The organism is Ruegeria sp. AM1 (assembly GCF_056540745.1).
This window is the reverse complement of record NZ_JBQFXH010000002.1, coordinates 207,534-227,699: the sequence shown is the minus strand read 5'-3', so window position 1 is coordinate 227,699 and position 20,166 is coordinate 207,534. Positions and strand designations below refer to the sequence as shown.

Annotated in this window: 20 protein-coding genes; 5 read left to right on the top strand and 15 right to left on the bottom strand. The window is 60.6% G+C overall.

Annotation, left to right across the window (positions count from 1 at the left end):
- Positions 1–27: 27 nt before the first annotated feature.
- Genes ACR0I7_RS08915 through ACR0I7_RS08895 form a run of 5 tightly spaced genes read right to left on the bottom strand, consistent with a single transcriptional unit; the run spans position 28 to position 5,963 of the window.
- Positions 28–1,626, bottom strand: coding sequence for an ABC transporter ATP-binding protein (locus ACR0I7_RS08915; protein ID WP_480510133.1), 1,599 nt, complete (start codon positions 1,624–1,626; stop codon positions 28–30).
- The gene (locus ACR0I7_RS08910; RefSeq protein ID WP_480510131.1) at positions 1,623–2,438 is read right to left on the bottom strand and encodes an ABC transporter permease; all 816 of its coding nucleotides are present in this window, start codon (positions 2,436–2,438) and stop codon (positions 1,623–1,625) included. Before ACR0I7_RS08910 ends, ACR0I7_RS08915 begins: the two co-directional genes overlap by 4 nt.
- Positions 2,435–3,382 (bottom strand): ABC transporter permease, encoded by a 948-nt coding sequence (locus ACR0I7_RS08905; protein WP_480510129.1) that lies wholly within the window; start codon positions 3,380–3,382, stop codon positions 2,435–2,437. Before ACR0I7_RS08905 ends, ACR0I7_RS08910 begins: the two co-directional genes overlap by 4 nt.
- A 54-nt stretch (positions 3,383–3,436) precedes the next feature.
- Positions 3,437–4,495: a hypothetical protein gene (locus ACR0I7_RS08900; protein ID WP_480510127.1), complete on the bottom strand. Its 1,059-nt coding sequence runs from the start codon at positions 4,493–4,495 to the stop codon at positions 3,437–3,439.
- Positions 4,488–5,963 (bottom strand): ABC transporter substrate-binding protein, encoded by a 1,476-nt coding sequence (locus ACR0I7_RS08895; RefSeq protein WP_480510705.1) that lies wholly within the window; start codon positions 5,961–5,963, stop codon positions 4,488–4,490. Before ACR0I7_RS08895 ends, ACR0I7_RS08900 begins: the two co-directional genes overlap by 8 nt.
- A gap of 184 nt (positions 5,964–6,147) precedes the next feature.
- Here ACR0I7_RS08895 and panB point away from each other — a divergent pair, with 184 nt between their 5' ends.
- From panB to glpK, 3 genes are all read left to right on the top strand, one after another.
- Positions 6,148–6,987 carry a 3-methyl-2-oxobutanoate hydroxymethyltransferase gene (gene panB / locus ACR0I7_RS08890; protein WP_480510125.1) on the top strand — a complete coding sequence of 280 codons (840 nt, stop codon included), beginning with the start codon at positions 6,148–6,150 and terminating at the stop codon, positions 6,985–6,987.
- Positions 6,984–7,826, top strand: coding sequence for a pantoate--beta-alanine ligase (panC, locus tag ACR0I7_RS08885; RefSeq protein ID WP_480510124.1), 843 nt, complete (start codon positions 6,984–6,986; stop codon positions 7,824–7,826). Before panB ends, panC begins: the two co-directional genes overlap by 4 nt.
- Positions 7,827–7,894: 68 nt before the next feature.
- The gene (gene glpK / locus ACR0I7_RS08880; RefSeq protein WP_480510703.1) at positions 7,895–9,373 is read left to right on the top strand and encodes a glycerol kinase GlpK; all 1,479 of its coding nucleotides are present in this window, start codon (positions 7,895–7,897) and stop codon (positions 9,371–9,373) included.
- A gap of 12 nt (positions 9,374–9,385) precedes the next feature.
- Here glpK and smpB read toward each other — a convergent pair whose 3' ends face one another.
- The 10 genes from smpB to ACR0I7_RS08830 form a co-directional block, all read right to left on the bottom strand.
- Positions 9,386–9,862: an SsrA-binding protein SmpB gene (gene smpB, locus ACR0I7_RS08875; RefSeq protein WP_480510122.1), complete on the bottom strand. Its 477-nt coding sequence runs from the start codon at positions 9,860–9,862 to the stop codon at positions 9,386–9,388.
- Between the two features lie 58 nt (positions 9,863–9,920).
- Complete coding sequence (locus ACR0I7_RS08870; RefSeq protein WP_480510121.1) at positions 9,921–10,463, bottom strand: isopentenyl-diphosphate Delta-isomerase; 543 nt, start codon at positions 10,461–10,463, stop codon at positions 9,921–9,923.
- A gap of 218 nt (positions 10,464–10,681) precedes the next feature.
- On the bottom strand, positions 10,682–11,095 hold the full coding sequence (locus ACR0I7_RS08865; RefSeq protein WP_480510119.1) for a c-type cytochrome: 414 nt from the start codon (positions 11,093–11,095) through the stop codon (positions 10,682–10,684).
- A gap of 113 nt (positions 11,096–11,208) precedes the next feature.
- A complete protein-coding gene (locus tag ACR0I7_RS08860; RefSeq protein WP_480510117.1) occupies positions 11,209–12,225 on the bottom strand; it encodes a P1 family peptidase in 1,017 nt (338 codons plus the stop codon).
- Positions 12,226–12,306: 81 nt separating this feature from the next.
- Positions 12,307–13,053, bottom strand: a complete 747-nt coding sequence (locus ACR0I7_RS08855) for an SDR family oxidoreductase (RefSeq protein WP_480510115.1) — start codon at positions 13,051–13,053, stop codon at positions 12,307–12,309.
- 59 nt (positions 13,054–13,112) lie between these two features.
- Positions 13,113–13,532: an alternative ribosome rescue aminoacyl-tRNA hydrolase ArfB gene (gene arfB / locus ACR0I7_RS08850; RefSeq protein WP_480510113.1), complete on the bottom strand. Its 420-nt coding sequence runs from the start codon at positions 13,530–13,532 to the stop codon at positions 13,113–13,115.
- A 263-nt stretch (positions 13,533–13,795) separates the two neighbouring features.
- The gene (locus ACR0I7_RS08845; protein ID WP_480510111.1) at positions 13,796–14,443 is read right to left on the bottom strand and encodes a queuosine precursor transporter; all 648 of its coding nucleotides are present in this window, start codon (positions 14,441–14,443) and stop codon (positions 13,796–13,798) included.
- A 96-nt stretch (positions 14,444–14,539) separates the two neighbouring features.
- A complete protein-coding gene (locus ACR0I7_RS08840; protein WP_480510109.1) occupies positions 14,540–15,421 on the bottom strand; it encodes an esterase-like activity of phytase family protein in 882 nt (293 codons plus the stop codon).
- The gene (mepA, locus tag ACR0I7_RS08835) at positions 15,394–16,257 is read right to left on the bottom strand and encodes a penicillin-insensitive murein endopeptidase (RefSeq protein ID WP_480510107.1); all 864 of its coding nucleotides are present in this window, start codon (positions 16,255–16,257) and stop codon (positions 15,394–15,396) included. The genes ACR0I7_RS08840 and mepA overlap by 28 nt, the downstream gene beginning before the upstream one ends.
- Positions 16,254–17,621 carry an MFS transporter gene (locus tag ACR0I7_RS08830; RefSeq protein WP_480510105.1) on the bottom strand — a complete coding sequence of 456 codons (1,368 nt, stop codon included), beginning with the start codon at positions 17,619–17,621 and terminating at the stop codon, positions 16,254–16,256. Before ACR0I7_RS08830 ends, mepA begins: the two co-directional genes overlap by 4 nt.
- 129 nt (positions 17,622–17,750) lie before the next feature.
- On the opposite strand from ACR0I7_RS08830, the gene ACR0I7_RS08825 reads away from it, so the two are divergent.
- Together ACR0I7_RS08825 and recQ are read left to right on the top strand one after the other, a co-directional pair.
- Positions 17,751–18,038, top strand: coding sequence for a YggT family protein (locus ACR0I7_RS08825; protein WP_480510104.1), 288 nt, complete (start codon positions 17,751–17,753; stop codon positions 18,036–18,038).
- A 78-nt stretch (positions 18,039–18,116) separates the two neighbouring features.
- Positions 18,117–20,156: a DNA helicase RecQ gene (gene recQ, locus ACR0I7_RS08820; RefSeq protein ID WP_480510102.1), complete on the top strand. Its 2,040-nt coding sequence runs from the start codon at positions 18,117–18,119 to the stop codon at positions 20,154–20,156.
- Positions 20,157–20,166: the final 10 nt, after the last annotated feature.

The following is a 20,166-nucleotide window of genomic DNA, read 5'->3' as shown; positions in this document are numbered from 1 at the left end:
CTCCATTTAGGCTCTAACAAGGCGTTTTCATATCGCGTGCTGCCTCAGGTCCGGCAGGCGGGGGGCAGCTGCGATCAAATCCTGCGTGTAAGGGTGCTGTGGGTTTGCAAACACCGCCTCCGTCTCGCCCTGTTCGACGATCTTGCCCGCCCGCATCACCATGACCCGATCCGTAATAGTTCGCACCACGCTGAGATCGTGGCTGATGAACAGATAGGTCAGGTTATAGGCCGCGCACAGCTCGGCCAGCAAATCCAGAATCTGCGCCCGGACAGACACATCGAGGGCCGAGACAGCCTCGTCAAACAGGATCAGTTCGGGCCGGATGATCAGCGCGCGCGCGATGGCGATGCGCTGGCGCTGACCGCCCGAGAACTCGTGTATATATTTGCCCGCGTCGTCGGGGCGCAGGCCAACGGCCATTAGCATTTCGGCGATGCGATCCCGGCGTTCTGCCCCGGTGGGCGGCGCGTCCAGCACATGCAGCGGCTCGGCAATCAGGCGCGAGACACGATGACGGGGATTGAAGCTGCCATAGGGGTCCTGAAACACCACCTGCATCTTTCGCCGCACGTCTGGATTGGGTCTATGCCCGGTGAAAACCGGCTGGCCCTCCAGCAGAATTTCACCGCCCTGCACCTGCTCAAGCCCCAAAATTGCCCGTGTTAGGGTCGATTTTCCGCACCCGGATTCGCCGACCAGCCCCAGACGTTCCCCCCGGTGCAGGGTGAAACTGACATCGTCAACGGCGCGGTGGTGACCGGGCGGATCAAACAGGCGCTTGCGTGGCAAACGATAATCGCGGACCACGCCTGTCACGTGCAACAGAGGGCGCGGCGCGGGGGCTGCGGGCAGATCGACCTGATGGCCCGAGGCCTCGAACAGCATCCGCGTATAGGGATGTTGCATGTTACCCAGCAGCTGCGCGGTCGGGCCGGTCTCAACCACCTCACCGTGGCGCATCACCACGATCTGGTCAGCCATCTGGGAAACAACCGCCAGGTCATGGGTTATCATCAGCAGACCCATCCCGTATTCGGCCACCAGCCCCTGTAGCAACTTCAGAATCTGCGCCTGAGTGGTGACGTCCAGCGCTGTGGTCGGCTCATCCGCGATCAGCAGCTTCGGGCGCAGCGCGATGGCCATGGCGATGACCACACGCTGACGTTGGCCGCCGGACAGCTCATGCGGATAGCGAGTCATGGGAAAGCGATCGGGCGGCAGGCCGACGCGGATCAGAACCTCTTGCGCACGGGCTTTGGCCTGCGCGGGGGGCATGGCTTTGTGGATCAGAATGGTCTCGGCCACCTGATCGCCGATGGTTTTCACCGGGTTCAGCGCGGTCATCGGTTCCTGAAACACCATCCCGATGGAGGCTCCGCGCCGGGCGCACATCTCGGGCTCGGGCCGGTCCAGCAGATCCTGACCGCTCAAGGTGATCGCACCTTGGGTACTGGCCCCGTTTGGCAGCAATTGCATGACGGCCAGCGCCGTCATGGATTTGCCCGATCCGCTTTCGCCGGTCACCGCGACGATCTGGCCGGACGCGACCGACAGGCTGACCTGTTTCAGGACCGGTGTCCCGTGGATCGCTAGCGAGAGGTTTTGGATGTCCAGCAAGCTCATGCGCGGGCCACCCTGATCCGCGGGTCCAGCCAGTCACGCAACCCATCCCCCAGCAGGTTCAGGCCCAGCACCGTCACGATGATCGCCAGCCCCGGAATCAGAGCCAAATGCGGGGCAAAGCTGACCATTGTCTGCGCATCAGCCAGCATCCGTCCCCAGCTGGGCGTGGGCGGTTGAGCCCCAAGACCGACGTAAGACAGGCCCGCCTCGGCCAGAATACCAAGCGAGAATTGGATGGTGCCCTGCACAATCAGCAAGTTGGCGACATTGGGCAGGATATGTTCGACCGAGATGCGCGCAGCACCCTTTCCCGACACACGAGCGGCAAGGATGAACTCGCGTTCCCACAGGGACAGGGCCGCGCCTCGGGTGATGCGGGCGAAGACGGGGATGTTGAAAATCCCGATGGCGATGATCGCGTTGACCGCACCGGCACCAAAGACGGCGGTGATCAGAATGGCAATGACCAGCGACGGAAAGGCAAAGACCAGATCGTTACCGCGCATGATCAGCTCATCCAGCCACGACCCTTTGCGGGCGGCGGCAGCAAGACCAAGCGGCACGCCCAACGCCATTCCGATACCAACCGCGACCAGCGCCACCGCAATCGAGGTGCGCGCACCCACCATGATCATCGAAAAGATGTCGCGGCCAAAGTGATCGGTCCCGAACCAATGCTGCGCGTTGGGCGGTTGCAGCTTGTTCGGGATATCCAGCGCCGAATAGTCATAGGGCGTCCAGACAAATGAGATCAGCGCCGCCAGCAATACCAGCGAAGACAGGAGCGACCCGAGGATCAGATTGCGGCTCATGTCCGGCTCCTGAGACGGGGATCAACGGCGGCATAGGCCAGATCGACCAGAAAGTTCACGGTGATCACTGCAAAGACCAACAACATGACCACGGATTCCACCACGATCAGATCGCGCGCGGAAATGGCCTGAAACACCAGCCGCCCAAGGCCGGGCAGGTAAAATACCTGCTCGATGATGATCGACCCGGCCAGCAGGAAAGAGAATTGAAGCCCGATGATAGTCAGCACCGGGATCAGCGCATTCCGCACCCCGTGCCGCCACAGAGCCTGACGGCGGCTCAGGCCCTTGGCGCGGGCGGTGCGCATGAAATCCTCACCCAGAATATCCAAGAGGGCCGAGCGCATGACCCGCGCCAGGATGGCCGCCTGCGGCAGCGCAAGTGCGATCGCGGGCAAGGTCAGAGAATGCAGGCCGGTCCACAGCCCGCTATCCCAACCGGCGAACCCTCCGGCGTTGAACCAGCGCAGATTGATGGCGAAGATCAGCACCAGCATCATGGCGAACCAGAAATTGGGCACCGCGATCCCCAGCTGCGTGGCCCCCATCACCGTCAGGTCCCCCGGCCTGCCCCGGCGCGCAGCGGCATAGATGCCGGCGGGAAAGGCAATCAGGGTCGACAGCGCCAGCGCATAAAGGGCCAGAGGCAGTGACACCCACAAGCGATCCGCGATCATCTCAGAAACCGGCGTGCGATAGGTATAAGAGGTTCCAAAATCGCCGGTCAGCATCCCCCCAACCCAGTTCAGGTATCGCTGCGGTTTGGTCATATCCAGGCCAAGCTCGGCCCGAAGCGCCGCCAGCGTGTCCGGCTGGGCATTCACCCCAAGCATGAACGACGCCGGATCGCCCGGCGCGACCTCGATCACGGCAAAAATCACCACCGAGGCAACAGCAAGGCTGAGGATCAGCGAGATCAGACGTTTGATGGCATAGCGCAGCATTGCCAACACGTTAGGTAGGAGTGGCGCGCGGGTCCAGAGGCGTGAACTGTCTGGTCAGGGATATTTCTGCCGCTCCTGTCGCACCAGATCGATGGCGCAGGCCGACAGTTTGGCGGCCTCCTTGGTTTCCGACAGCCAGCTCAGGTTGGTTTCGGTCCGCGCCAGAACCGCACGACGCAGCACCATCAGCCGTGCGCGCGGGCTGTTCAGAAACGTCTCTTGCGGGATCGCGGCCTCCAGCGGGCTGTCGATGCGGATGATTTCGTAATAGCCCCCTGACAGGGCCAGAAATGCAAAAGAACAGGCCGCAACATCCCCGGCACAGCTGGTTTCGCACAGGTTGGCAATCGGGGCAGCCGATGGCGCGGAACCAAGCCAGCGCTCGACCGCCGGGCGCCAGGGATTCGACGGGGAACTGTCACCGAAGCCCAGCCCGAGGGCCAGAAACTCTGCCATCTCCAGCGCGTCCGCAGCCTCGGCGCTTACCTCTGCCGGCTGAATATGCCGCAGCGCGGCCAACCCGTCTCCGCGCGGTTCCGCAGGGCCCGACAGATAGCGGAGGTAAGGTTTCAGATCCTGCATCACCTGCGCGTCAGACAGCAAAGCCCGGCGCATATCCGAGCCTCCGTACAGGGCTGCGATACGGGTCGGATAGTCGGTTGCCTGATGTTCGCCAAGCTGATTCAGCCGGGCAATCAGGTCCAGATCGGGCTCGGGACGTCTGGAGCGTTGCAGCGCCAGCGCAAGCTCATTTCCGGCCCGCGCCTCAACCGCCAGCCAGGACCGGCCAACCGCATTAATGTCCGGTTGCCGGAACAACGCCCGCGCCTCTTTCGCCGTCAGAGACAACCGGAAAGGCGACGGTCCAAGATCGGACGTTTCGATCCGGCCAAGCAGCAAACGCGCCTGTGCATTCCCCTCGGCGGCCAGCTCCGCCAGCATTGGCAGGCTTTGCGCATCATCGCCCTCAAGCCACAGTTCCACTGCAGTATCCAAACGCTCATCCGCAGCAACCGCAGGGGCAAAGAAAGAAAATGCCAGAAAGAAAATACCAACCCCGAGCATCAGCGCGCCGATGCTCGGGGTGTTTTTGTTATGGGTCTTTTTATTCATCCCAACTGATAGCCGTCAGATCGATGGCGGCTGTTGGGGCGTTTTCCCACAGCCCCTGTACGCCCGCCTTGGCCACGCCCAGCTTGGCCAGCTGGAACAGGTAGCCGTTGACATAGTCGTTGGCGATCAGACGCTGCGCCTCACCCAGCAAACGCGCGCGTTCATCCGGGTCGGTGGTCGAATTCAGCGTGTCCATCAGGGTCTGGAAATCAACGCTGTCATATTGAAAGTAATATTCGGGGCGCGCGTAGATTCCGATATCCATCGGTTCGGTATGGCTGACGATGGTCAGACCAAAATCCTTGCCTTTGAACACGGATTCCAACCACTGCGCCCATTCGACATTGATGATTTCTGCCTTGATGCCAACTTCGGCCAGCTGTGCGGCGATGATCTCGCCCCCCCGGCGCGCATAGGAGGGCGGCGGCAGGTGCAACGTGGTCTCGAACCCTTCGGCATATCCGGCATCCGCAAGCAGCTTGGCAGCTTTTTCCGGGTCATAGGCCGAGTTTCCGGTCAGATCGACATAGGCCGGGCTGTGTGGCGCAAAATGGGTACCGATGGGGGTGCCATAGCCAAACATCGCCCCGTCGATGATGGCCTGCCGGTCGATGGCATGGGCCAGCGCCTGTCGCACGCGAATATCGTCAAATGGCGGTTGCTTGTTGTTGGTCGACAGAATGGTTTCCCCCTCGGTCGAGCCAACCAGAACCTGAAAGCGCGGGTCCGCTTCGAATTGCGGCAGGTTTTCGGGCGCAGGGAAGTTGTCAAAGGCGTCGATATCCTCGGCCATCATGGCGGCAAAAGCGGCCGTCGGGTCCGAGATGAATTTGAAAGTGGCTGTTTCTAACGCGGGTGTATCTCCCCAATAGTCGGGGTTGCGATTCAGCGTGATGCTGTCGCCCTGAACCCATTCGCCAAAGGTAAAGGCGCCTGTGCCAACCGGGTTGGTCTTGATGGTCTCAATGCTTTCCGGTGCAACGATAACCGCGTCACCCCAGGCCAGGTTGAACAGCAGATTGCCATTTGGCTCGGACAAGGTGACCTGAACCGTCAGCGGGTCGATGACCTCAACGCTTGCGATCCCGGCAAACAGGGCTTTTTGCGCATTGGCGCTGTCCTCAGCCAGTGCACGGTCGAGGCTGAACTTGACGTCCTCGGCATCCATCGCGGTGCCATCGTGAAAGGTGACCCCCTCGCGCAGCTTGAACGTATAGACCTTGCCATCATCCGAGATTTCCCAGCTTTCGGCCAGCCCGGGCACAACCGATCCGTCCCCCATGAAACGGGTCAGACCTTCGAAGATATTGGTGTAGACAACCGAATCGATGGCTTGCGCGGCGGCACTGGTCGGGTCCAGATGCGGCGGCTCCAGCTGCATCGCGATGGTAATGTCCGATTTCGCATAGACCTGCGTTGCAAGCAGGCCAGCACCAAGCGCCAGCGCTGATGCAAATGGTCGAAGCATCTGCTGTATCATGAAAATCTCTCCCCACAAGTTATGACCCGCCCATGTGTGAACAGGGCTCTGCGGGCTATAATGTCCCCGTAAACCTCAGGTCAATCAAGGGAATGTTCGCGCAACCGGGGTTTCTCTGACCGTTATCGATCTGCTATGCCGCACTGCAACATGAACATCGCGAGGAGCGAGCATGAGCGCCACCGCCCGCAAAACAGCCCCGAATGCCGAGGATATTCGCACCCGCAAAGGAGGCGCGCCCCTGGTCAGCCTGACGGCCTATACAACGCCGATGGCCCGGCTGATGGATGCCCATTGCGATTTCGTGCTGGTCGGCGACAGCGTTGGCATGGTGCTGCATGGGCTCGATTCCACGCTGGGTGTGACAATGGACATGATGGTGATGCACGGACAGGCCGTCGCGCGCGGTCTGGACAAGGCGATGATGGTCATCGACATGCCCTTTGCCAGCTATGAACATGACCCGGCACAGGCTTTTGCCAACGCGGCCCGCCTGATGTCAGAAACCGGCGCAGGTGCGATTAAGCTGGAAGGTGGCGTTGAGATGGCCGAAACCATCCACTTTCTGGTCAAGCGCGGCATCCCGGTCATGGCGCATATCGGCCTGACTCCGCAATCGATCAACACGTTGGGCGGCTACAAAGTGCAGGGGCGCGATGCTCAGGCCCAGACTGTCCTGGCTGATGCCCAAGCCGTGGCCGAGGCTGGCGCGTTTTCCGTGGTGTTAGAGAAGGTTCCGCAAGGATTGGCCAACCGGATCACGGCCGAGATTTCGATCCCCACCATCGGCATCGGGGCGTCAGCGGGCTGTGACGGGCAAATTCTGGTGGTCGATGATATGCTGGGCTTTTTCACCGCGTTCAAACCCAAATTCGTCAAACGCTATGCCGATCTGGGGCCGCAGGCCGAAGCTGCGATTGCAGAATATGCCGCCGAGGTGCGCGCGCGCGCATTCCCGGCTGATGAACACGTCTTTGCCGATCAGGCCCCGACCAAAGGACACAAGACATGACCGCGCCAATTCTGCGCCACCTGCCCGATCTGCGCACCAAAACCAATCACTGGCAGAACAGCCGCGAGGTTATCGGCATTGTGCCCACCATGGGCGCGCTGCATCAGGGGCATCTGTCGCTGGTCGAGGCCGCCAAGGCCGATTGCGACCGGGTGATCGTGACGATCTTTGTGAACCCCAAACAGTTCAACAACCCCGAAGATCTGGCCAAATACCCGCGCACCGAGCATGAGGATGCCGAAAAACTGGCCCCATACGAGGTCGATGCGATCTATGTGCCCGAGCCCGACCAGATTTATCCCGATGGCTTTGCCACCAATGTATCGGTCGCAGGTCTAACCGACGTAATGGAAGGCCCGTTCCGGCCCGGCCATTTCGACGGGGTCGCGACCGTTGTGGCGAAATTGTTTCTCCAGACACGAGCAGATCGGGCTTATTTTGGTGAAAAGGACTATCAGCAATTGATGATTGTCCGCCGCATGGCCCGTGATCTGGACCTGCCTACTGATGTTATCGGCTGCCCGACCGTGCGCGAGCCGTCGGGTCTGGCGATGTCATCGCGAAACCTGCGCCTGTCACCTGAGGGTTTGGTTGTCGCAGCCCGGAAGAATGTGATCATGCGCGAGTTGGCAAGCCAATTGGCAGCAGGTGATCAATTCGAGGCATTGGCCGAGCAATCCAAGACGGCGCTGCTGGAGGCTGGCTTTACTGAGGTCGAATACATCGACCTGCGCTGTGCCGACACACTTGAGGCGCTGCCACAAGCCAACCGCCCGGCGCGGCTGTTTGTTGCAGCCTGGGCGGATGGGGTGCGTCTGATCGACAACATTCCTGTCTGAACACTCTGGCAAGTGCGCCAATGTTTGCGCTAAAGTCCCGCAAAACCAAACGGGAGGGGGGCGCAGGCGTGACCTATATTCTGGCCATTGATCAGGGCACGACATCCACACGAGCAATTCTGTTTGACGCGCAAATGCAGCGCGTTGCAACGGCGCAGCGCGAATTCACCCAGCACTTCCCGCAAGAGAGCTGGGTTGAGCACGACGTTGAGGAGATCTGGGACAGCGTCCTGACCGTCTGCCGCGACGTGATGAAAAACCACGATGTCACGGCCCAACAGATTGCCGGGATCGGCATCACCAACCAGCGTGAAACCACGGTCATCTGGGATCGGACCACGGGCAAAGCCATCCACAACGCCATCGTCTGGCAAGACCGGCGCACCGCCGATATCTGCGACCGCTTCCGGCAGGCCGGATGCGAAGATGACGTCACCACGCAGACCGGGTTGCTGCTGGATCCTTACTTCTCGGGCACCAAAGTCAAATGGTTGCTGGATACAGTCCCGGGTACGCGCGAACGCGCGGCGGCGGGCGAGTTGCTCTTTGGCACGATCGACAGCTTCCTGATCTGGCGTCTGACCGAAGGCCGCAGCCATGTCACCGATGCCACAAATGCCGCGCGTACGCTGTTGTTCGATATCCATAAGGGCGAATGGAGCACTGAGATTTGTGATCTGCTGGACGTGCCCATGGCCATGCTGCCTGAGGTGCGGGATTGCGCCGCGGACTTCGGCGTAACAACGCTATTTGGTGGCGAGATTCCGGTTCTGGGCGTTGCGGGCGATCAACAGGCTGCAACCATCGGTCAGGCCTGTTTTGAACCGGGAATGTTGAAATCGACCTATGGCACCGGATGTTTTGCCTTGCTGAATACGGGCACCCAACCGGTAGAATCCAAAAACCGCCTGCTGACAACAATCGGATATCAGCTGGATGGCCAACGCACCTATGCGATTGAGGGTTCGATCTTTGTCGCAGGCGCGGCCGTGCAATGGCTGCGTGATGCGTTGCAGATCATCGATTCGGCCCCGCAAAGTGGCGAGCTGGCCGCCCAGGCCGACCCGACCCAGCATGTGGTTCTGGTCCCTGCCTTTACCGGCCTTGGAGCGCCCTATTGGAAGCCTGATTGCCGCGGCGCGGTGTTCGGACTAACCCGCAATTCGGGCCGGGCCGAGTTTGCGCGCGCCACGCTGGAGAGCATCGCCTTTCAGACCCGCGACCTCTGGCATGCGATGCAGGGCGATTGGGGCGCTGACGCCAATGTCACCCTGCGCGTCGACGGAGGCGCAAGCGCATCTGACTGGGCCATGCAAGGGCTTTCAGACATTCTTGGCGCGCCGGTCGACCGCCCCGTGATGCAGGAAACAACGGCACTTGGGGCCGCTTGGCTGGCCGGGATGCGCGCGGGCGTCTACCCCGATCAGGCTGGATTCGCGCAGACATGGGCGCTGGACCAGCGTTTTGAGCCCAAGCTGCCCGAGGCCGACAGAGAAGCCGGCTATGCCCGCTGGAAACGGGCCGTGGATGCCGCGATGAGCTTTTGACGCGGTCAGCGGTTAGCTGTGATCCTTCATCAGCCGCTGTTTCTGACGTGACCAGTCGCGCTTGGCCTGGGTTTCGCGTTTGTCGTGGGTTTTCTTACCCTTAGCGATCCCGATCTTAATCTTGGCCAGACCTTTGTGGTTGAAATACAGAACCAGCGGCACCAGCGTCATGCCCTTACGCTGTGTCGCGTTCCAGAGATTGGACATCTCTTTCCGCGAGACCAGCAGTTTGCGGCGGCGGCGCTCTTCATGTTTGAAGACCTTGGCCTGTTCGTAGGGCGCGATATAGCTGTTGACCAGCCACAGCTCTCCGTCATCGACCGTCGCATAGCTGTCGGCGATGTTCGAACCGCCCGCGCGCAGCGATTTGACCTCGGACCCCTGCAGAACAACACCGCATTCGATATCGTCTTCGATTGCATAATCGAAGCGCGCGCGCCGGTTTTCGGCGATCACCTTGTAATTCGGGTCTGTCTTTTGCTTGGCCATGACGCGTTGATTTAGGCGGCTTACGCGCGCCTTGCAAGCGGCGGTTTCAATTCAGGGTTCAGGAATGCGCCGACATGATCAGGTCGGGGCCAAAAATCGTGTCCGCATGATTGTGCAGATAAATCTTTAGCCATGGGGTGAACCGTTCCGGGTGGCGGCGCACTTCGGCCAGCAGATCGTGGTAGTCGATCCAGCGCGTCTTGGCGACCTCATCCGGGTTGGGTTCGATTTTCAACGACCCGCGCACATGCGCCAGAAACACGTCGACCACCTCGTTCTCAACCAGACCATTGCCGACATCCGCGTGATATTCCAGTCGATGACGGTATTCCGGGTAAAGCCCGGTAATGCCCAGCTCTTCGCGCAGGCGCCGCACGGCACAAACGGGCGCGCTTTCGTTCCAGTCCGGGTGGGTGCAGCATGTATTAGCCCAAAGACCCGGCGTATGGTATTTGCACAGCGCCCGACGCTGCATCAGAATCTCGGTGCCCCGCACCGCAAATACCGACACCGCCTTATGCTTGAGGCCCTTTTCATGCGCCTCCAGCTTGTCGACGGGCGTCAGCTTACCCTCAACCCAGGCTGGGATCATAATCCCCATTTTATATCTCCTGTTGCCCGCCGACATGTCATCGGCATCGGCGGTATGGGCTGTGGCCAGGTCGGCTTGGCGTTGCGATTGGCTCGAGCGGTCACCTGGGATGGCTGAGCCTGGAATAGTCTCCAAGGTGGCCCCGATCCATCTCTGGATCAAGCGCACGAAAGGCCGCAGGGGCTGCGGCCTTTCGAGAATGGTCAATTTAGATCGGGTGTCAGGCTTTATTCGCCCGAAACGCTAACGATATAAGCATAGACGTCTTCGCCGCCCTTCTTCAGCTTAAAGGTCATTTTGGACTTGGCAGCTGTTTCGTCCAGATAGTCTTTCAGGAAACCCTTGGGGTCCTGCGTATAAGCAACAAAGGTCTCTTCGTCCCAGACCAGCCCGTTTTCACCCGCCGCTACAAGGCTGTCGCCATACTTGAACCCTTCGACAGTCCCCGCGGTGCGACCAGCGATCGCATAGAGGTTGGGCCCGGTTTTGCCGCCCTTGACGATCGCTTCGCCCGAGGCGTCGACAATCCCGTGGCAGGCTTTGCATTTTCCAAAGGCTTTCTTCCCGGCTTCGGCATCACCTTCGGCATAAGCGGGAACGGCCAGAAGGCCGACAATTGCTGTGGCAAGGATGCGTTTCATTGTTCTCTGCTCCGATAGAAATAGCTGATCAGAAAGGAGCGCTGCGGGGATAGAGAGTCAACGCGCAGATTGCCGCGCGATGGCATTGTGTCGCGGCAATAAGCGTGCGTGACTTAACCTATGTCATGGAAGTCCGACCAGCATGGCAAAAGATCGCCTGCTGCCGGTCTTGCCAGATAGACGGCGCGGGCAATCGCACGGGCCAGACACAGCGATGCGGCATGGCCCAGCAGCGCCAGATCCACCTCAGGCGCCGAAGGCCCGGTGCCTGTGCTGACACCAAAGACCAGATCGCCATCACCAGGCGTATGCGCCGGCACGATCGCCCGAGCGATCCCGTCATGGGCCGCAACCGCCATACGCTGGCATTGCGCCTTGGACAGCGCGGCATCGGTGGCCACCACAGCGATGGTCGTGTTGGTCTGATCGACAGAGGCAGGCCGCATCGCCGCCGCTTTGCGGCTGTCGGCGCTGAACCCCAGCCCCGACGCCCTATCCGCGCCCAAACCGCCAAATTCGCCGCGTTGCTCAAACGGGGCCGCCCAAAAGTGATGATCCCCCGGCGTTGTCACACTGCCCAGCGCATTCACCACAACCAGCGCACCCACCAGGGCCCCGTTGTCCAGTTGAAACGAGGTCGAGCCCAGCCCGCCTTTGTGCATGGCCGTCAGGGCCCCTGTACCCGCGCCTGCGGTGCCCAGCGCAAATGTACCTGACGCGGCCTCAAAAGCGGCGCGACCCAAAGCGCGATAGGGGTTTTCGACCCACGCCTTGTCGCCACCGTTCAGCAAATCAAAGACGATTGCCCCTGGAACAATGGGCACCCGGGCGCTGCCGACCGCGACACCGCGACCCTGCCCGTGCAATGCATCCGAAACCCCCGAACAGGCATCCAGCCCAAAGGCTGATCCGCCCGACAGGGCAATCGCATCCACGCGGTCGACTGTTTTGTCGGGGGCCAGCAGGTCCGTCTCGCGGCTGCCGGGGGCCCCGCCCATAACATGCACCGATGCCGTAAAAGGGGCGTCCCCCGTCAGCACGGTCGCGCCTGATTTCAGCGCTTCGTCCTGTGCATTGCCAACCTTCAGGCCGGGGATATCGGTGATCAGGTTCTGTGGTCCGGGCGTCATTGCAAGCTCAGATGCTGTGGGGTCAGAGCGCGCTTACGCGGTACCTCCCGCTGGGATTTTTTGGGCCAGAGATTGAGCGGATCAGATACAGCGGCCACCGTCCACCTCCATCGCGACGCCGGTGATCATGCTGGCCTCATCCGAACACAGAAAGAGGGCCGCGTTGGCCATATCCTCGGGGGTTGAGAAGCGGCCCAGCGGGATGGTGGACAGAAACTTGGCCCGCATTTCGGGCGTATCCTCACCCATGAAGGATTTCAGCATGGGCGTTTCGCCCGCGACAGGACAAATCGCGTTCACGCGCACGCCCATCGGGGCCAATTCCACCGCCATCGCCTTGGTGGCGGTGATCATCCAGCCCTTAGAGGCATTGTACCAGTTGAGGTTCGGACGCGGAGACAACCCCGCCGTTGAGGCGACATTCAGGATCGCACCTGTGCCGCGCGTTTTCATATCGGGAACAAAGGCGCGCGCAGTCAGATAGACGGACTTCATGTTCACGGCACACACCCGGTCAAAATCGTCTTCGCTGACCTCGTCCAACGGCGTGGGCATATGGGTCGTACCCGCATTATTCACAAGAATGTCGAGCGATCCGAACGCCTCAGTAACAGCCGCTGCCATGGCCTGAACGGAGCTTGCATTTGAGACGTCGACCTGTTGGGGAATGGCATTCGGGCCAAGTGCAGCGGCCATCTTGCGGGCGGCATCATCGTTGATATCGGCAATCATAACGCGCGCGCCCTGCGTCAGGAATTTCTGCGCGATCCCTGCGCCGAACCCGGACGCTCCGCCGGTCACAAGTGCCGTTTTTCCCGCCAACCGCATGGCTATACCCCCTGCCGCCTATAGAGCGCAGAGTAGCAACGCCTTGGAAAGATACCAGATTAATCTTCCGAGACCTTTCCGCGCAGCGTTTTGACATCCGACCGCGCCTTTTTGGCAGCCAGCCGCCGTTTGACGGACCCGCGGGTGGGCTTTGTCGGAATGCGCCGCTTGGGCTTGACCAGCGCCCGCGCGATAAGCTCGGCCAGCCGGGTGCGGGCGATCTCGCGGTTGCGCGCCTGGCTGCGGGTTTCCTCGCACTGAATGATGATCGCACCCTCTTTGGTCCAACGCCGCCCGGCCAAACGGCGCAGCCGGGTCTTTACCGGATCGGGCAACGAGGGCGAGCGCGCAGCTTCGAACCGCAGTTCAACCGCAGTCGAGACCTTGTTGACATTCTGCCCGCCGGGACCGGACGAGCGCACAAAGCTCTCGGTCAGTTCCCAGTCCTGCAGGGTGATATCGTCGGTGATGCGCAACATGGGCGCGACCTTACAAGGCACGGGCGGAAACAGAAAGGGCCGCCCCGGTGGGACGGCCCTTCGAAAGTTCAGGAGGTCGGGTCGGTTAGATCAATCGACCAGCCGGAGCGAGCGCTCCGCCAAGGGCTGCCCTAACAGGCGATCCCCCCGGTTGTTCCGACACCTCTCTCCAATCTCTTTCTCGACACTGGATCACCTCCTTTTCTAACTGTTGCGGTTAACAAGGAGCGTGACACAAGTTGTGCCAATCTCAAAGCATTTTTTTACGCAGGCTGCGCAGGGGTCAGGCGGGCGACGATCACTTTGAACGGGATCAGGGCGATCAGCGCCAGCGACAGTTTCACCAGCCAGTCAGCAAAGGCCAGCGTCACCCATAGTGGGGCCATCGGACCGGACAGCATAAAGGGCACGGGCTCCCACGCCCAGCTGATTGCCGCATCAGCGTTTGCTCCGAAGAACGCAACCGAGGCTGAGAAGGCAATCGTGAAGAACAGCGCCGTGTCCAGTGCAGAGCCAACCAGAGTGGACACCAGCGGCGCACGCCACCAGCGCCCGCCACGTAGCGAGTTAAACACTGTAACGTCTGTCAGCTGGGCGATCAGGAAGGCGGTGCCCGACGCAACGGCAATGCGCAGCGGAACGGCGGCATAGGTGAAACCGTCACCTTGCAGCATGATCTGGCTGCCGATCAGCGAGCAGATGATGCCGGTGATGAACCCTGCAAACACAACCTTGCGGGCGGTGGCCACGCCGTAGACGCGGTTCATGATGTCAGTGACCAGAAAGGCCAGCGGATAGGTGAAAGCACCCCAGGTCAACAGCCCGTCAAAGATCAGGAACTGGACCAGAATGTTTGAAGCCACAACAATGGCGGCCATGGCAATAATGCCGGGAATGTAAGCGCGTTGCATGTTTTGATGCCCGTTTTGACAAGGTAGCGGCGACTTGGCCCCAGGCTCATCCCAAGGCAAGCCGCGCTTCTAGACGCTTGTTTTATGTTTGGCAAGTCATTCCGGCAGCAGATACTCAACCAGCTCGGTGCGCAAAATCGCCAGAAAGTTGTCATCCGAGATCATCGTGGCGCGCAAACGCCCCTGTGGATCGCGCCAGACGGACAGACCTTCGAGGTTGTCATGGGTCCCGGTGCCGGTTTCAAACAGGATCTCTTCGGCATGGGGCATGTCATCCGTGATCTGCCAGCGACGCAGGCGCGAGCGGAACCCCAACAGCGATACAGATCGTTCGAGCACATAGAACCGGCCATCCGGCCCGAAATCCGCGGCAACCGGAAGAAACCCGTCCTGTGGAGGCAGTACAAAGGGGGTCGACCAGCGCTGGCCGTCCCATCGATAAACCGGAATATCACCCTGCGCGGTCCGGCTTTTTTCGGTCAGGGTATAAAGACGGCCCTGATCATCTATCGCCAGCCCTTCGAATGAGCCGTTGATGTCCAGCGCCTCAAACGCACTGGGGCGCGGCAAGACGCGCGCCTTGGCCCCTGGCGCCGTATACTGCGCCACACGGTGCACGCCTTCGAATGAGATATAAAGCGACCCGTCAGGGGCCACGGCGATGCCTTCGGAATCCCCCGCGCGCCCTGTCAGAGTACGCCCTTTGCTGGACAGAACCGGCCAATGGCCGGTGATGTCTGTCCCTGTGATCTCACCCCCGTCGCGGTGGATACGCGCTGTCACAAGCATCGACCGATCGCTCAGCGCAATCACCTGTTGGCCGTCTTCCAACATATGAAGCGCCGAAAACCCGCCGAACCAGTCATCATCCCCACGCCAGGCATAGCTGCCGAGATGCGTCGCGGTGCGAACTTCGACCGCCCAGACAGATGTGGCCAGCAGCGCGGCGATCAGTTGGACTGCAAAACCGAGGTGCATTGCTGAGGCAAATCTGACAGGCGGTATTCGCGGCGTTTCTTGGGCGGCGGCGCGTTTGGATCAGGTGGCGGCGGGTTCAGAATGTTGCGCACCCATTGTTGCGCCTCGGCGCAGCCATCCCCTTTGGGCGGCGCATCCTGATTGACGCAACCTTTCGAGCCCTTGGGGCATTTCAGACGAACATGAAAATGATAATGATGCCCCCACCAGGGCCTGATCTTGCGCAGATAGGCGCGGTTGCCTTTTTCGTCATTGCACATCTGCACCTTGGCCCCCGGAAACACAAAAATCCGCGCGACGCGTTTGTCCTTGGCGGCTTCGCGCAACACGGCGTGGTGCTGCTTGGTCCAGTTTCCATTCACATAGGCCCCATTCGCACGGCGCAGTGATATGGACGAAATATTCTCGCGCGCCTTACGGCTGAGACGCATATTGTCGCCCGGCAGCATCCAGATATCGATATCCAGCCCCAGCTGATGACTGCGATGCCCTGACGTCATCGGACCGCCCCGCGGTTGGCTGATATCCCCAATATAGAGGCCATTCCATCCCGGCTGCCGCGCCGCGAATTTGCTCAGATCCTGCACATAATCGATCGCCTCGGGATGCCCCCAGTTGCGATTACGCGACAGGCGCATGGCCTGCCATGTCGCCCCTGTTTCCGGCAGTTGCACCGAACCGGCCGCGCATCCGCGCGAATAGCTGCCGAAGGCCGCAGGTTTCTGCTGCGAACTCTGCTTTTGCGCCCCGAACAGCTGCTTTGCCAGCGGCTCTGCCCCGGCAGTGCCGGTCAGCGTCAAGGCGGCAAGAATTGCGATAAAACGTATCAAATTCATTTGCTCTGATCTCCTTCCGGCTTCACCCAGCGCATCAGGATCAGCCCCAGAATAAACAACAGAATGATCGGAGACACCCCCAACCGCGCATTTCCGGTGGCGGTCGTGACAATCCCGATCAACAGCGGTGCAACAAATGCCGTCGCCCGACCCGATAGGCCATAGAGGCCAAAGCTCTCGACCGGGGCCGCCGAATCGGTATGGCGCACCATCATCGACCGGCTGGCCGACTGCAGAACGCCCCCCATGCCGCCAATCAGGATGCCGCAGCCAAAGAAAACCATATCCGGCAGGCCCGACCCTTCGGGCAGGCTGATCCCGTAAATCTGCGTCCGATCCATCGAGACCACGGTGACGCAGACAAAGATCAACACCCAGATTGCGACCAAAATAACCGGTTTAGGGCCGTATTTGCGATCCAGCTTGCCCCCGATCCAGGCGAAGATGGCCGAGGCCAGAACGCTGACAATTCCAAACACGCCGATCTTGATCAGGTCCCATTCCAGCACCAGCCGCGCATAGACACCACCAAAACTGTAAAGCCCGTTCAGCGCGTCGCGATAAAACATGGATGACCCAAGATAGGTCGCTAGGCTGACCCGATGGCGCAGATCGGAAACGGATTTCCCCAGCAGGCGCAGCGCCTCGCCCAGGCCGCCATGTTTGCTACTGTCGGGGTCGTCACGCACCCAAAGGAAATAGGGCACCATGAACAGAATGAACCATCCAGCAGTGAACGGTCCGACAAAGCGGGTCCCCTCTTGCGCAGCAGCGTCCAGACCAAATATCGGGTCCATCCCGATCAGAGTCTTGCCGTTGGGTTGTTCAACAAACAACAGCAGCATAATCGCCAGAGAGATCAGCCCCCCGAAATAGCCGAAGGCAAAGCCCGACCCCGAAATCTCACCCACTTCTTCGTCGTCGCCCAGATCGGGCAACTGAGAGTTAATAAAGATCAGCGCGTATTCCGCCCCCACAAAGCCAAGGCCAAAGGCTGACAGCATCAGCCACATGTTCGAGCCATCCGGCATCGTGTACCAAAGCGCGGCTGACCCCACCGCGTACATTACCGAGAACGCAAAAATCCATGGAATGCGCCGACCCGACACATCCGCCAGCGCGCCCAGCAGAGGCGCACCAAACGCGATGATCAGCCCGGTGATGGTCAGGCAGTTGGCCCAAACCGTTTGCGCGCGCGCCGCTGCGGCCTGCGCATCCAGCCCGGTCCCCGAGAAGTAACCTGCCGCGACGCCCGCGAAATAAGGGCCAAAGACAAAGGTCACCAGCAGCGAATGATAAGGCTGGCTGGCCCAGTCAAAAAACCACCATCCCCAAATGCGCTTGCGCTTGGATATTTCAGCCATTTCTGCCCCTGTTTTTCTTTTTCGTCATAAGACGTGGCTTTGGGGCAATTCGCAAGCTTTCAGTTGGTGTAGCCTTGCTCTTTGGCACAGGGGCGCTTAGGTCTCGTGTGATGTGAATACGGAGGCCCCATGCTGTCGCTGATCCAAATCCTGTTGCTGATCCTGGACATTGTCTGGTTCATCATTCTGGCCCATGTGATCATGAGCTGGTTGATCAACTTTCAGGTTCTGAACCTGCATCAACAGCTGGTCGCGCAAATCTGGTATGGTCTGAATCGCATTCTGGAACCTATTTATGGTCCCATTCGACGCATCCTGCCCAATATGGGTGGTCTCGATCTCACACCTCTGGTGGTGCTGATCGGGGTCTATGCGCTGCGGATTATCCTGATCAACAACGCGGTCTATTTCGTCTGACCTCTTGTTCACCGAATCTTAGTATGTGATGGTCCTGCCTTAAGAGCAGTTAAACCATAAAACAGGGCCACCCCGCAGATGTTCGACTCCGCGCCTTTGCTGCGAGATGTCTTTGGATTCGACGCCTTCCGCCCCGGGCAGGAGGAGATTGTCGACGCTGTAACCGCGGGTGAAAACGTGCTGGCCATCATGCCGACGGGCGGTGGTAAATCCCTTTGTTTTCAGATCCCTGCACTGCTACGCGACGGGGTGACGGTGGTGATCTCGCCGCTGATCGCCCTGATGCGTGATCAGGTGCGTGGGCTACAAGAGGCTGGGGTTGAAGCCGGTGCGCTGACCTCGGGCAACACGCCCGAAGAAACCGATGCGGTTTGGGACGCGCTCGAGGCCGGGCGGCTGAAACTGCTCTATATGGCGCCCGAACGTCTGGCTGCCGGGTCGGCGCTGGGCATGCTGCGCAGGATCAATGTCAACCTGATTGCCGTGGATGAGGCGCATTGCGTCAGCCAGTGGGGCCATGATTTCCGCCCCGATTATCTGCGCATCGGAGAGCTGCGGCGCGCCCTGAACGTCCCCCTGGCGGCCTTTACGGCTACCGCAGACGCTGAAACCCAGGATGAGATCGTCGAAAAGCTGTTCGATGGCATCCAACCGCGCAAGTTCCTGCGCGGGTTCGACCGTCCCAACATTCATCTGGCCTTTGGTGCCAAGGATGGGCCGCGCAAGCAAATCCTCGATTTTGCCGCAGCCCGCAAAACCCAATCCGGCATCGTCTATTGCGGCACCCGCAACAAGACCGAGGTGCTGGCCCAGGCCCTGCGCGCCGAGGGGCATTCGGCCTGCCATTACCACGGCGGGATGGAGGCCGAGGATCGTCGCATCGTCGAGACCCGCTTTGCCCGCGAAGACGGGCTGATCGTCGTCGCCACGGTCGCCTTTGGCATGGGGATCGACAAACCTGACATCCGCTGGGTCGCCCATGCGGATTTGCCCAAGTCTATCGAAGCTTACTATCAGGAAATCGGGCGTGCCGGGCGCGATGGTGGCCCCGCAGAAACGCTGACCCTGTTTGGCCCTGACGACATCCGCCTGCGCCGGTCGCAGATCGACGAAGGGCTGGCCCCGCCCGAGCGGCGCATGGCTGATCACACGCGGCTGAATGCGTTGCTGGGGCTGGCCGAAGCTCTGAAATGCCGTCGCCAGACCCTGCTGGGTTACTTCGGTGAGCAGGCCGAGCCCTGCGGCAAATGCGATCTGTGCGACACCCCGCCCGAGGTTTTTGACGGCACGACACCGGTGCGCATGGCCCTGTCGGCCATTCTGCGCACCGAAGAATGGTTCGGCGCGGGTCATTTGATCGACATTCTGCTTGGCAATGAGACCGACAAAATCCGCGCACGCCGCCATGATGCGCTATCCACTTATGGGATCGGCAAAGAGTGGTCGCGCCCGCAATGGCAGGCCATATTCCGCCAGATGATGGGCCATGATCTGGTGCGCCCCGATCCTGAACGCCACGGCGCGCTGCGCATGACCGAAGCCGCCAAACCCATCCTTAAGGGTGAGGCTCAGATCGACCTGCGCAAGGATACGATCCGCAAGGCCACAAGGCGACCAGCGGTCAAGGCGATGGTTGCCGAAGAAGACGCGCCCTTGCTGTCCGCGCTCAAGGCCAAACGCCGGGCGCTGGCGGAATCTGCCCGCGTTCCCGCCTATGTCATCTTTCCTGATCGCACCCTGATCGAGATGGCCGAAAAACGCCCCGCGACACTGGACGATATGGCGCGGATCGGCGGCGTTGGGGCCAAGAAACTAGAACGCTACGGCGATACCTTCCTTGAGGTGATCGCCGGAGAGGCCGCGGCCCTCCACCCGGCCCGGCGCAAGCTGGCCGGGCGGGATCAGGGCGAAATTTATGACCGGCTGCTTGAGGTGCAATCGCAACTGTCCCGCGGCCCGGATGGGATCGACAAGCCGCTGACCTGCTCTGCCTCGCAACTGGCCAAGGTGGCGCAGATGCGCAGAGGCGATGCGCGCGCGCTGGAACAGCTGCTGGGCGAACGCCGCGCCGAACGATTTGGGGCCGCGTTTCTGGACGTCCTGCAGATGGCGGGCTAGATACGCCGGA

What these genes read in the sequence shown, in the direction of transcription:
- ACR0I7_RS08825 (WP_480510104.1), top strand. Translation starts at nt 17,751, where the DNA reads ATGCTGTCGCTGATCCAAATCCTGTTGCTGATCCTGGACATTGTCTGG.
- ACR0I7_RS08900 (WP_480510127.1), bottom strand. Translation starts at nt 4,495, where the DNA reads ATGAATAAAAAGACCCATAACAAAAACACCCCGAGCATCGGCGCGCTG.
- ACR0I7_RS08895 (WP_480510705.1), bottom strand. Translation starts at nt 5,963, where the DNA reads ATGCTTCGACCATTTGCATCAGCGCTGGCGCTTGGTGCTGGCCTGCTT.
- mepA (WP_480510107.1), bottom strand. Translation starts at nt 16,257, where the DNA reads ATGAATTTGATACGTTTTATCGCAATTCTTGCCGCCTTGACGCTGACC.
- panC (WP_480510124.1), top strand. Translation starts at nt 6,984, where the DNA reads ATGACCGCGCCAATTCTGCGCCACCTGCCCGATCTGCGCACCAAAACC.
- smpB (WP_480510122.1), bottom strand. Translation starts at nt 9,862, where the DNA reads ATGGCCAAGCAAAAGACAGACCCGAATTACAAGGTGATCGCCGAAAAC.
- panB (WP_480510125.1), top strand. Translation starts at nt 6,148, where the DNA reads ATGAGCGCCACCGCCCGCAAAACAGCCCCGAATGCCGAGGATATTCGC.
- ACR0I7_RS08845 (WP_480510111.1), bottom strand. Translation starts at nt 14,443, where the DNA reads ATGCAACGCGCTTACATTCCCGGCATTATTGCCATGGCCGCCATTGTT.
- ACR0I7_RS08905 (WP_480510129.1), bottom strand. Translation starts at nt 3,382, where the DNA reads ATGCTGCGCTATGCCATCAAACGTCTGATCTCGCTGATCCTCAGCCTT.
- ACR0I7_RS08855 (WP_480510115.1), bottom strand. Translation starts at nt 13,053, where the DNA reads ATGCGGTTGGCGGGAAAAACGGCACTTGTGACCGGCGGAGCGTCCGGG.
- recQ (WP_480510102.1), top strand. Translation starts at nt 18,117, where the DNA reads ATGTTCGACTCCGCGCCTTTGCTGCGAGATGTCTTTGGATTCGACGCC.
- ACR0I7_RS08860 (WP_480510117.1), bottom strand. Translation starts at nt 12,225, where the DNA reads ATGACGCCCGGACCACAGAACCTGATCACCGATATCCCCGGCCTGAAG.
- ACR0I7_RS08915 (WP_480510133.1), bottom strand. Translation starts at nt 1,626, where the DNA reads ATGAGCTTGCTGGACATCCAAAACCTCTCGCTAGCGATCCACGGGACA.
- ACR0I7_RS08830 (WP_480510105.1), bottom strand. Translation starts at nt 17,621, where the DNA reads ATGGCTGAAATATCCAAGCGCAAGCGCATTTGGGGATGGTGGTTTTTT.
- ACR0I7_RS08865 (WP_480510119.1), bottom strand. Translation starts at nt 11,095, where the DNA reads ATGAAACGCATCCTTGCCACAGCAATTGTCGGCCTTCTGGCCGTTCCC.
- ACR0I7_RS08870 (WP_480510121.1), bottom strand. Translation starts at nt 10,463, where the DNA reads ATGGGGATTATGATCCCAGCCTGGGTTGAGGGTAAGCTGACGCCCGTC.
- arfB (WP_480510113.1), bottom strand. Translation starts at nt 13,532, where the DNA reads ATGTTGCGCATCACCGACGATATCACCCTGCAGGACTGGGAACTGACC.
- ACR0I7_RS08910 (WP_480510131.1), bottom strand. Translation starts at nt 2,438, where the DNA reads ATGAGCCGCAATCTGATCCTCGGGTCGCTCCTGTCTTCGCTGGTATTG.
- ACR0I7_RS08840 (WP_480510109.1), bottom strand. Translation starts at nt 15,421, where the DNA reads ATGCACCTCGGTTTTGCAGTCCAACTGATCGCCGCGCTGCTGGCCACA.